The sequence below is a fragment of the Kitasatospora sp. NPDC057904 genome (assembly GCF_042887925.1).
Lineage (GTDB): Bacteria > Actinomycetota > Actinomycetes > Streptomycetales > Streptomycetaceae > Kitasatospora.
Genome location: NZ_JBHVOL010000002.1, coordinates 532,510 through 542,792 on the forward strand (window position 1 = coordinate 532,510; position 10,283 = coordinate 542,792).

The following is a 10,283-nucleotide window of genomic DNA, read 5'->3' on the forward strand; positions in this document are numbered from 1 at the left end:
ACGTGGGCACGGGCTAGCTCCCCTCGGTGAGCAGGTGGACGGCGGCCCGGCGGAGGACCGTGCGCAGCAGGTCGCCCCGGAACTCGGCGCTGCCGTGGAGGTCGGAGGGCGGGCGGGTGCCGGCGACGGCCGCGTCGGCGACCTCGCCCAGCGCGCCGTCCGCCGCGGCGGCGCCGTACCCGGCCAGGGCCTGTTCGGCCCCGGTGAGCCGCAGCGGGCGGTCGGCCACCCCGCAGGCGGCGATGCGGGCCTCGGCCACCGCGCCGGCCTCCAGCCGTACGCCCACGCACACGCCGACCAGGGGGAAGCCCGCCCCGCCGCGCCGGGTGACGGACTCGAAGCGGTAGCGGAAGCCGGGCCTGCGCGGGAAGGAGACGGCGGTCAGGAGTTCGTCCGGCCGACGGGCGGTGCGGTGCGGCCCGGTGAAGAACTCCTCGGCGGGCACGGTCCGTTCGCCGCCCGCCCGGCGCAGCCGCAGCGTCGCCCCGAGCGCGACCGCGGTGGCCGCGAGTTGCGCGGCGGGGTCGGCGTGGCAGAGCGAGCCGCCGAGGGTCGCGCGGTGGCGGATCTGCCGGTGCGCCACCCGGGCGGCGGTCTGCGGCACGACGGGCAGCGCTGCTCGCAGCCCCTCGTGCCGTTCCAGGTCGTGCAGCCGGGTCATCGCCCCGACCAGCACGGCCGTGCCGGTCACCTCGACGCCGGCCAGCTCGGTGAGCCGGTTGAGGTCGAGCACCACGGCGGGCCGCACCCGGCGCAGGTTGAGCAGCGGCACGAGGCTCTGCCCGCCGGCCAGCGGGGCGATGCTGTGCCCGGGCGGGTCGAGCAGGGCGAGGGCCTCGTCGAGCGTGCCGGCGGCCCGGTACTCGAAGGGTGCGGGTTTCACGGGGCGGCTCCTTCGACGGTGGCGTCCCCCTCGGCCGGGCCGGCGCCCTCGGTGCGCTCGCGGACCAGGTCGGCGGCGCGCTCCGGGGTCAGGTGGCACAGGGCGTCCAGCACGGTGGCGTCCAGGAGGACGGCCGCGCCGGAGCGTTCCGAGACGAGTTTGAGCCGGGTCCCGTTCCCGGTCGGGTAGCTCGACACCGTGACCGCCGCCGACTCGCAGCAGATCCGGCACAGTTCGGTCTCCCGGCGTTCCTCGGCCGTCCAGGCCAGCCCGTTCATGCCGCTGCCTCGCCTCCCGCGGGCCGGCGCGTGCCGGCCCGCGCTAGAAGATGATCGAGAGTTGCTGGTGCGTGGCGACCTCGGTGTCCAGCAGGACCCGGCGCCGCAGCAGCCGGTAGCCGGCGCCGGGCAGGCAGCGCACGATGTCGTGCCGGGCGGCGGTGGCGAGGGCGGCCTCGCCCCGGCCCCGCGTCCAGGAGGCGAGCACGTTGCACTCCACCCGCCAGGTGTCGGCCTCGGGCGCGGCGAACACCCGCACGCCGCTGATGAAGTGGCGCGTCACCCCGCCCGGGCGGTCGGACCACGCGTGCCGCAGGCCGGTGCGGCCGAGCTTCATCGCGAGGATGTGCTTGGTCGCCTCGAACAGCAGCGCCCGGTCGCTGTGCCGGGGCAGGGCCGGGTCCTCGCGCAGCAGCGGGACGGGCACCTGGTAGAGGAAGCGCTCGTCGAGGAGGTCCAGCCAGTCCTGGTGGCGGCCCTCGTCCAGGGCGGCCGACTCCTCGGTGAGGAACGCGCCGGCGGAGGCGTCGAGTTCGACCTGGCGGGCCCCGCGCGGCGGGAACGGCTGGAGCTCGTAGGCGGGTTGGTGGTCCGTGCGGACGGGCTCACTCATCGTCGCCCTCCGAACGCGGTGCGGGCGGCCTCACGCATCGTCGCCCTCCATCAGCTCGGCCCAGCGGCGGTAGAAGGCCCGCTGGTTCTGCTCGGACAGGGTCAGGTACTCGGCGCGGCCGGGGCCCGGGAAGTCCGGCACCGGTTCGCCGAGGCCGAGGCCGAGCGAGAGGTCCAGCGGGGCGCCGTCGGCCACCGTGCCGCCGATCGCGGCGTCGATCCGGGCGAAGTTCTCGAAGTCGTCCATCTCGAAGAGGATTCCGCCGGCCGACTGGGAGCGGGCCTGGAAGGCGTACGAGCGGCGCTTCCACTCCTCGTCCACGTGCCGCTTGGGCACCAGCGTCCAGTAGAGGCACTCGGTGTGCCGGGCGTCGATCGGGTTGTGCACGCGCCACACGAAGTACTTGGTCAGCGGATCGTCCTCGCGCCCGATCGCCCGGTCGTGCGAGACGCTCAGGAAGGCGGCGTTCGGGAACAGCACGCCGTGCACGACCTCGCAGTGCGAGTTGAAGCGCACCTGCTCGGGCGTCTGCCCGGCGGTGAACGCCTCCCACACCTCGCGCGGGTAGCCGATGTAGGCCGGGTCCTCGACCTTGGCCGGCAGGGTGCGCCGGCCCTTCTCGACGACGTAGCCGGCCCGCACCGCGTGCCCCTGCGGCGTGGGGACGTTGATCCCGATCAGCTCCAGTTCGCCCTTGCCGAGCGTGCCGTCGGCCAGGCTGGAGCCGTAGATGCCCTGCTCGAACGCGGCCTGGTGGGTGGTGCCCATGTGGTAGCCGTCGCCGGCGAAGTTGTCGGTGACGACCTTCCAGTTGCCGGTCGTCACCGAGCGCTGCGGCGGCCCGTACACCTCCCACTCGCCGCCCGCGAGGTCGAGCAGCGCGTCCAGGTACCAGCGGGCGTCGCCCAGGTACTCCTCCAGCGGCGGGGCGCTCTCGCTCCAGGTCGCGAAGACGAAGCCGCGGTAGCAGGTCACCCGGGCCCGGGGCAGGTCGTAGCGGTCCTTGCGGAAGTCCTCCGGGTAGTTGCTGCGCAGCGCGGGCACGCCCACCAGGCGGCCGTCGTTGGCGAACGTCCAGCCGTGGTAACTGCACCGGAAGTGCGCGGCGTTGCCGAACGTCGCCCGGCACAGCTGGGTGCCGCGGTGGCTGCACGAGTTGAGCAGCACGGTGAAGCGGCCCTGTTCGTCGCGGGCCACGATCACGCTGTCGTTGCCGAGCGTGCGGACCAGGTAGTCGCCGGCGTCGGGCAGTTCCGACGCGAACGCCAGTAACTGCCAGGACTCCCGGAACACCCGGCGCAGTTCCCGGTCGAGGACCGCTTCGTCGGAGAACGCCCGACGGTCCAGCGGATATCCGGGCAGGACTTCCTGCCAGGGCAGAGCTTCAGCCATCCGTACTCCACGGGCCGGTCGGCGAACGGGGGAAAACAACAGGGAAAGCGGGGGACGCGAAAACGCAGGTTAGGCCGTCCCGCCGCGCACTGGCCAGTGTCCAACCGCAGCCGCCCGAACACCGCGCTGACCTCGGGCGATGGCCCGATCGCCGTTCACCGGTGACGCCTTGTCAGGCGTTCGGCGCCTTTGGTCCACTGAGGCCGTCCACGACCCGAATCCCGCCCGGAGGAATTTCCTTGGCCACCCACGCGCTCGCCGCCGAAGATTTCTCGCACAACGACTTCGAGTACATTCCCGACCCTTTCTCCTTCTACGACCGAATGCGCGCCGAGCACCCGGCGTACCGCTCCGAGAAGATCTTCGGCGGGGCCTGGCTCTTCTTCGGCTACGCCGACTGCCTGGCCCTGATGAAGGACGAGCGGCTCTCCAACGCCCGGGCGGCCGTGCCGCTCTGGTTCCTGCCCGAGGAACAGCGCACCGACTACGCCGACATGCTCGGCGTCTACGAACGCTGGCTGGCCTTCCACGACGGCGCCGAGCACACCAAGAACCGCCGCCAGGCCAACCGCAGTTACGTCCCCTTCACGGACGCCGCGCTGGAGCCCCGGATACAGCGGCTGGTCGACGGGCTGCTCGACGCCGTCGACCCGGCCGGCTTCGACCTGATGACCGACTTCGCCTTCCCGCTGCCGGCCATGGTCATCGCCGACGTCCTCGGCGTGCCCGTCGAGGCGCACCCCGAACTGACCCGCTGGACCGACGACATCGCCTACCTCTTCGGCTCCACCAAGGTCACCGTCGAGCACCTCGACCGCACCCGCACCAGCACCCGCGAACTCGCCGAGTTCCTCGCCTCCCCCGAGTGCGCCAAGCTCTCCGAGGAGCAGAACGGCCTGCTGCACACGCTGCGCACCACCGAGGTCCACGGCCACCGCTTCAGCGACGAGGACGTCGTCGCCCAGGCCGCGCTCCTGCTGTTCGCCGGGGTCGCCTCGATCCGCTACCTCATCGGCAACAGCGTGCAGGCCCTGGAGGAACGCCCGCTGCACGAGCGCGACCTGCTGCTGGACCCGGCCACCGTCGGCCCGGCCGTCGAGGAGCTGCTGCGCTTCTGCACCCCGGTCCAGTTCGTCGGCCGGGTCGCCCGCGAGGACTTCGCCTACACCACCGCCGCCGGCCAGGAGATCGTGCTGCCGGCCCGCCGCCCGATGATGCTGTACGTCGGCTCCGCCAACCGCGACGCCGCCGCCTTCGACCGGGCCGACGAGCTCGTCCTCGACCGCCCGCTGCCCAACCGCCACCTCACCTTCGGCGCCGGCCGCCACCTGTGCTTCGGCGACCCGCTGGTGCGCCAGACCCTCCGGATCGCCCTCGCCACCCTGTACCGGCGCTGGCCCGCGCTGCGCGTCTCGCAGGACGGCTTCAACTGGAACAACAACCTCGGCTTCCACGGCTTCACGTCGCTGCGGGTGAGCGCCTGAACGGCGACGACCGCCCCCGGATCCGCCGACCCCGCCGCCACCGCCGACCCACAGGAGCGCTGATGACCCCTCCCCGCCTGCCCCGCCTCGGCAACTTCGTCGACGGCCGGTCCGCCGAACCCGCCGACGGCACGTACACCGAACTGCTCGACCCCTGCACCGGCACCCCGTACCTGCTGGCGCCCGACAGCGGCGAGGAGGACGTCGACCGGGCGATGCGGGCCGCCGCCACCGCCTTCGAGCAGTGGCGCTGGACCAGCCCCGCCGAGCGCCAGGACGCCCTCCTGCGCATCGCCGACGCCCTCGCGGGCCGGCTCGACGAGTTCGCCGCCGCCGAGGCCCGCAGCACCGGCAGCGCGGCGGCGGCCGGCGAGACCCCGCTGATGGTCGACCAGCTGCGCTTCTTCGCCGGCGCCGCCCGGGTGCTGGAGGGCCTGGCCGCGGGCGAGTACTCCCCCGGCCACACCTCCTACACCCGCCGGGAGCCGGTCGGCGTCTGCGCGCAGCTCGCGCCGTGGAACTTCCCGCTGCTGATGGCCGTGCTCAAGAGCGCGCCCGCCCTGGCCGCGGGCAACACCGTGGTGCTCAAGCCCGCCGAGACCACCCCCGAGACGGCCCTGCTGCTCGCCGAGCTGGCCGCCGAGGTGCTGCCGCCCGGGGTGCTCAACGTGGTCTGCGGCGGCCCGGACACCGGGCGGCTCATGGTGCGCCACCCCGTCCCGGCGCTGGTGTCGCTGACCGGATCGGTCGCGGCGGGCACGGAGGTCGCGCGGGACGCGGCGGCCGGGCTCAAGCGGGTCCACCTGGAACTGGGCGGCAAGACCCCGGTCGTGGTCTGCGCCGACGCCGACCTCCCGGCCGCCGCCGCGAAGATCGTCGAGGGGGCGTACGGCAACGCCGGCCAGGACTGCACGGCCGCCACCCGGGTGCTGGTCGACCGGGCGGTCCAGGAGGACCTGCTGGTGGCGCTCACCAAGGCCGCGCAGGCGGCCCGCCCCGGCCCGCCGGACGACGCCGGCGCGCTGTACGGGCCGCTCAACAACGCCGACCAGCTGGCCCGGGTCGACGGCTTCGTCCGCCGCCTGCCCACCCACGCGCGGGTCGTCACCGGCGGCCACCGGGTGGGCGAGGCCGGGTACTTCTACGCGCCGACGGTCATCGCCGACGTCCGCCAGGACGACGAGATCGTGCAGCGGGAGGTCTTCGGGCCGGTCATCACCGTGCAGCCGTTCGCCGACGAGGACGAGGCGGTCGCCCTCGCCAACGGCGTCGAGCAGGGCCTGGCCTCCGCGGTGTGGACCACCGACCACGCCCGCGCGATGCGGTTCACCCGCCGGCTGGACTTCGGCTGCGTCTGGGTCAACACCCACCTCGGCTTCCCGAGCGAGATGCCGCACGGCGGCTTCAAGCACTCCGGGTACGGCAAGGACCTGTCGGTGTACGGGTTCGAGGCCTACACCCGGGTGAAGCACGTGATGCACCACCTGGGCGAGTAGCCCGGCCGGCCGGAACACCGAAGGGGCCCGAGCGTTTCGACGCTCGGGCCCCTTCGGTGTCACGCCTGTGTTCAACTGCCGCCGCCGCGCACTCGGACAGCGTCCTGCGCGAGCTCCGCGACGAGCTCCGCCAGCGGCCGTCCGGGCTCGGCGACGGCCGCTTCCGCGAGCCGCCGGAAGTCGGCGGTCAGGCCCTCGACCCAGGCCGGGTCGAAGCGGCGGCGGTCGTACCAGACCTGCCCCTCGATCCGGTCCTCGGTGGGCATCAGCACGAACTCCAGGTCGAACCGGCTCGCCATGCCGCCCGGCGGGTGGACCTGGGTGACCTCCAGGCCGCTCAGCCTCAGCGCGTACTCGGGCCCGACCGCGACCTGGAACAGGATGTTCTCCAGCCCCTCGCCCCGCTCCCCCCGGCCCTGCGGCACGAGGTGGTACGGGACCTCCTGGTGGGCGAGCGAGTCCAGCACGGTGTCCCGGGTCGAGCGCAGCACCTCCAGGAAGCCCGCCTGCGGTTCCAGGTCCAGGCGCAGCACCAGCAGGTTGCACAGGAAGCCTACGGTGCCGGCCAGTTCGGGCCGCGTGCGGTTGGCGAACATCGAGGCGAGCGCGACGTCCCGCTGCCCCTCCCGGCCGTACAGCACGCCGGCGAACAGGGCCAGGGCGGCGACGAAGATCGTCGAGCGCTGCTTGCGGCACAGCGCCGTCAGGCCCGCCACCAGCTCCGGCTCCAGGGTGAGGGCGGCCAGTCCGGGCAGCTGGCCGACGCCGTCGCGGATCGCCGACGTGCCGGGCAGCCGGGGCGCCTCGGCCCCGGCCAGGGTGTCGCGCCAGTACTTCTGGCTCTCCGCCAGCACGCCGTCCTCGTAGCGCTGCCGCTGCCACTCGCTGAAGTCGGCGAACTGCCAGGCCGCCTTGCCGGGTTCCGCCGCCGGCTCGCCGCCGGGCCGGTACAGCCGCCCGAGCTCCTGGGAGAGCACCCCGCCCGACCAGCCGTCGGTGGACAGGTGGTGGATGTTCAGCACCAGCACGGACTCCTCCGGCCCGACCGTCAGCAGCGCAGCGTGCAGCGGGGTGACGGCCAGGTCGTGCCGGTGCCGGGCGTGCCGCAGCAGTGCCTCGGCCAGCGCCTCGGGCTCCGGCCCGACCTCCTCCTCGACCAGCGCGGCCGGCCGGGGCGTGTGGACGTGCTGGACGAGCCTGCGCCGCACCGACTCGTAGGTGGTGCGCAGCGCCTCGTGCCGTTCGACGAGCCGGTCCAGCGCGGTCCGCAGCGCGGGCCGGTCGAGCGGGCCGCGCAGCCGGTAGCAGGCGTTGACGTTCAGCGGGGTGTCGGCGCCGCGGTAGTGCTCCATCATCCAGAGCAGCCGCTGCCCGGGTGTGGCGTCGACGGTCCTCAGGACGGTCATGTGTGAGCCCTTCTGGTGGTGGCGGGGGCTTGGGGTCAGGCCCTAGGACTGGGCCGGCGCGGCCTCCGTGACCGGGGCCGGGCGGGCGGTCCCGGCGGAGTGGCGCACCGCGCGGTTGACGGTGGTCAGCACCGCGAGCAGGATCAGCCAGCCGCCGAAGATCACCGTGGTGGTGCGCGGGCCGAGGCCGTCGATCATCACGCCGCCGATCAGCGCGCCGAGGGACATCGCGCTCATGCCGAGGGTCTGCACCGCGCTGGAGACCCGCCCTCGCAGGTGGTCCGGGGTCGCCGCGAGCCGGTAGCTGGACAGCGCGACCATGTACACCGGCGCCAGCACCGACTCCGCGGCGGCCACCGCACCGAGCAGCCAGGCGTTCGGGGCGACGGCGTAGAGCGGGAACATCAGCGCCTCGACCCACAGCGTCACGGTGGCGATGCGGCCCAGCGGGAAGCGGTCGTTGACCCGGCTGGAGACCAGTGCCCCGACCATCGCACCGACGGCCGCCCCCGTGAAGACGAACCCGATCTCGGTGGGCGAGGCGCCGATCCGCTCGGCCAGCGTGATGATCACCAGGTAGCCGGCGCCGTAGCGGATCGCGTCCGCGGCCGAGATCAGCGCGAGGAAGCGGATCAGCGGCTGGCCCATCAGCCAGCTCAGGCCGGCCCGGACCTCCTTCAGCAGGCCGGCGGGGGTCTCCTCGCTGCGTTCCTCCTGGAACTTCGCCCGGGTGAAGCGCAGCGAGATCGCGGAGAGCACGAAGGAGACCGCGTCCACCACGAACGGCACCGCCCGCCCGAGCGAGTACAGCGCGCCGGCGACCATGCCGCCGCCGATCCGCACGGTGTTCGTCGCGGTCTCGAACCGGCCGAGCGCCGCCCCCAGTTGCCCGGCGCCGACGACGTTCGGCAGGGCCGCCGAGTTGGCCGACTCGAAGAGCGTCTCCAGCACCCCGTTGAGCACGGCCACCGCGCACAGCTGGGCGACCGTCAGGCCGTCCAGCCACATGGCGAGCGGCACGCTGACCGTCACCACGGCGCGGCCCAGGTCGCACAGGATCATCGTGGTCTTGCGGTCCCAGCGGTCCGCCAGCGCGCCCGCGAAGGGGCCGAAGAGCAGCCAGGACAGCGAGCTGAGGCCCATCACGAGCCCGGCCTGGGTCGGCGAGCCGGAGACCGCGAGCACCAGCAGCGGCAGCGCGAAGACCTGGACCTGGCTCCCCAGGAACGAGACCACCTGACCGCTGATCAGCAGCCCGAAGTCGCGGTTGCGCCAGAGCCCCTGGGGCTTCTCGGCAGGGTCGGTGTCTGGGGACTGGGCCATGTGGGACCTCTTGTTCGGGGCCGCCGCGGTGCGACGGCCGTGGTGGACCGGACACGGTCAGCGACCGTACTCAGGGCGGATCGTTCACGACAAGTGATCAGGTGTGCACACGGCCGGTCGGCGCACCGAGCGCCGCCCGTTGCCGCCGGACCCGGGCGACGGTGTCCGCGCTCAGGCGGCTCAGCAGGTCCATCGACTCCAGGCCGCGCATCACGCGCGGGGTGAGCAGCCCGATCCGGGCGAGCATGGGCACCACCCGGGAGAACAGCATCTGCCGGTAGCCGGCCAGGCCGGGGTCGGCCAGTGCGAAGGCCGTGCCCTCGGCGGCCGGGACCTCGAAGCGCTCCCACAGGTCGCCCAGCAGGAAGCGGCGGCGCATGAGTTCGACGGACGCCAGCAGGAAGTCCTCCCTCCGCGCCAGTTCGGCCGCCGACAGCCCGGGGACGACGTCGCGCAGCAGCAGCACCCCGAAGGAGACGTGGCGGGCCTCGTCCCGGGCCACCCGGGCGGTGATCTGCTTGATCAGCGGATCGTGGAAGGTGGCCTCCGCCAGCCGGAAGCCGGCCAGTGCCAGCGGCTCGACCAGGCACTGGACGGCCAGCGCGAGGAGGTCCCACTCGGTGGCCCCGAGCGCGTCCGCGAACAGCCGCCGCAGCCCCTCCGACACCGGGTACGGCTCGGGGACGTGCTCCCCGACGTAGCGCCCGAACGCCTCCGCGTGCCGGGCCTCGTCCCCGGCCTGGCTGACGGCGCACAGCTTCGCCTCGATGTCCGGCAGCACCTCGGCCAGCCGGGCGCCCGCGAGCATCGCCGCCTGCTCGCCGTGCAGGAACTGGCAGACCGTCCAGGCCTGGGTCTGCCAGCGGAAGTCGTCCCAGGCGCGGGGCCCGCGCCGGCCGATCGGCGAGGCGCGCAGCGAGTCCAGCGCGTACGCCGAGCCGGCGGGCAGCGGCTCGCCGAAGGGGACGTCCAGCGACCAGTCGATGTCGGTGGCCGCGTTCCACTGGGCGAGCTTGGCGCCCTCGTACAGCTGGGCGAGCCCCGAGCCGGCCGTGGAGCGCTCCCAGCTGAGGACGGCGGTCACCGGGGTGTCGACCCGGAGGTCGGCCAGCCCGGCGAGGGCGATCGGGAGCCGGGGCGCCGCCGGCCGGGGCGGCCGGTCGTCCCGGGGCGGGGGCGTCACGCCCGCCCGGCCTGCTCCGCCATCAGCCGGCGCAGACTGAGCGGGCGCAGGTCGGTCCAGACCCGGTCGATGTGCGCGGTGCACTCGTCGAGGGTGCCGGTGGTGCCCTCGGCGGTCCAGCCGGCCGGGATCTCCTGGTCCTCGGGCCAGACGGAGTACTGCTCCTCGTGGTTGAGGACGACGTGGAAGCGGGCGGTGTCGCTGTCGAACACGGTGTTTCCCTTC

10 protein-coding genes are annotated in these 10,283 nt (G+C 73.8%); 2 read left to right on the forward strand and 8 right to left on the reverse strand.

Going from position 1 to position 10,283, the window contains the following annotated elements; all coding sequences use genetic code 11:
• Positions 1–13: 13 nt before the first annotated feature.
• From ACFVSN_RS07800 to ACFVSN_RS07815, 4 genes are read right to left on the reverse strand one after another with little or no spacing between them, the layout of a single operon-like run.
• On the reverse strand, positions 14–883 hold the full coding sequence (locus ACFVSN_RS07800) for an FAD binding domain-containing protein (RefSeq protein WP_380441058.1): 870 nt from the start codon (positions 881–883) through the stop codon (positions 14–16).
• Complete coding sequence (locus tag ACFVSN_RS07805; RefSeq protein ID WP_380441061.1) at positions 880–1,161, reverse strand: hypothetical protein; 282 nt, start codon at positions 1,159–1,161, stop codon at positions 880–882. The genes ACFVSN_RS07800 and ACFVSN_RS07805 overlap by 4 nt, the downstream gene beginning before the upstream one ends.
• 43 nt (positions 1,162–1,204) lie before the next feature.
• Entirely contained in the window at positions 1,205–1,774 is a 570-nt protein-coding gene (locus ACFVSN_RS07810; protein WP_380441064.1) for an aromatic-ring-hydroxylating dioxygenase subunit beta, read from the reverse strand.
• A 30-nt stretch (positions 1,775–1,804) separates the two neighbouring features.
• Positions 1,805–3,166 (reverse strand): Rieske 2Fe-2S domain-containing protein, encoded by a 1,362-nt coding sequence (locus ACFVSN_RS07815; RefSeq protein WP_380493858.1) that lies wholly within the window; start codon positions 3,164–3,166, stop codon positions 1,805–1,807.
• Positions 3,167–3,405: 239 nt separating this feature from the next.
• Here ACFVSN_RS07815 and ACFVSN_RS07820 point away from each other — a divergent pair, with 239 nt between their 5' ends.
• Both ACFVSN_RS07820 and ACFVSN_RS07825 read left to right on the forward strand, forming a co-directional pair.
• Positions 3,406–4,650 carry a cytochrome P450 gene (locus ACFVSN_RS07820; protein ID WP_387588699.1) on the forward strand — a complete coding sequence of 415 codons (1,245 nt, stop codon included), beginning with the start codon at positions 3,406–3,408 and terminating at the stop codon, positions 4,648–4,650.
• A 62-nt stretch (positions 4,651–4,712) separates the two neighbouring features.
• A complete protein-coding gene (locus ACFVSN_RS07825) occupies positions 4,713–6,146 on the forward strand; it encodes an aminobutyraldehyde dehydrogenase (protein ID WP_387953990.1) in 1,434 nt (477 codons plus the stop codon).
• A 71-nt stretch (positions 6,147–6,217) separates the two neighbouring features.
• On the opposite strand, the gene ACFVSN_RS07830 is transcribed toward ACFVSN_RS07825, so the two are convergent.
• From ACFVSN_RS07830 to ACFVSN_RS07845, 4 genes are all read right to left on the reverse strand, one after another.
• Entirely contained in the window at positions 6,218–7,552 is a 1,335-nt protein-coding gene (locus ACFVSN_RS07830) for a condensation domain-containing protein (protein ID WP_387953992.1), read from the reverse strand.
• Positions 7,553–7,594: 42 nt separating this feature from the next.
• The gene (locus tag ACFVSN_RS07835) at positions 7,595–8,875 is read right to left on the reverse strand and encodes an MFS transporter (RefSeq protein ID WP_380493865.1); all 1,281 of its coding nucleotides are present in this window, start codon (positions 8,873–8,875) and stop codon (positions 7,595–7,597) included.
• Positions 8,876–8,972: 97 nt separating this feature from the next.
• A complete protein-coding gene (locus ACFVSN_RS07840) occupies positions 8,973–10,058 on the reverse strand; it encodes a diiron oxygenase (RefSeq protein ID WP_387953994.1) in 1,086 nt (361 codons plus the stop codon).
• Positions 10,055–10,270, reverse strand: coding sequence for an MbtH family protein (locus ACFVSN_RS07845; protein WP_380441082.1), 216 nt, complete (start codon positions 10,268–10,270; stop codon positions 10,055–10,057). The genes ACFVSN_RS07840 and ACFVSN_RS07845 overlap by 4 nt, the downstream gene beginning before the upstream one ends.
• Positions 10,271–10,283: the final 13 nt, after the last annotated feature.

Bases quoted from the DNA above. Each gene is read 5' to 3' on its own strand.
- ACFVSN_RS07830 (WP_387953992.1), bottom strand. From the start codon at position 7,552: ATGACCGTCCTGAGGACCGTCGACGCCACACCCGGGCAGCGGCTGCTC.
- ACFVSN_RS07835 (WP_380493865.1), bottom strand. From the start codon at position 8,875: ATGGCCCAGTCCCCAGACACCGACCCTGCCGAGAAGCCCCAGGGGCTC.
- ACFVSN_RS07825 (WP_387953990.1), top strand. From the start codon at position 4,713: ATGACCCCTCCCCGCCTGCCCCGCCTCGGCAACTTCGTCGACGGCCGG.
- ACFVSN_RS07810 (WP_380441064.1), bottom strand. From the start codon at position 1,774: ATGAGTGAGCCCGTCCGCACGGACCACCAACCCGCCTACGAGCTCCAG.
- ACFVSN_RS07815 (WP_380493858.1), bottom strand. From the start codon at position 3,166: ATGGCTGAAGCTCTGCCCTGGCAGGAAGTCCTGCCCGGATATCCGCTG.
- ACFVSN_RS07805 (WP_380441061.1), bottom strand. From the start codon at position 1,161: ATGAACGGGCTGGCCTGGACGGCCGAGGAACGCCGGGAGACCGAACTG.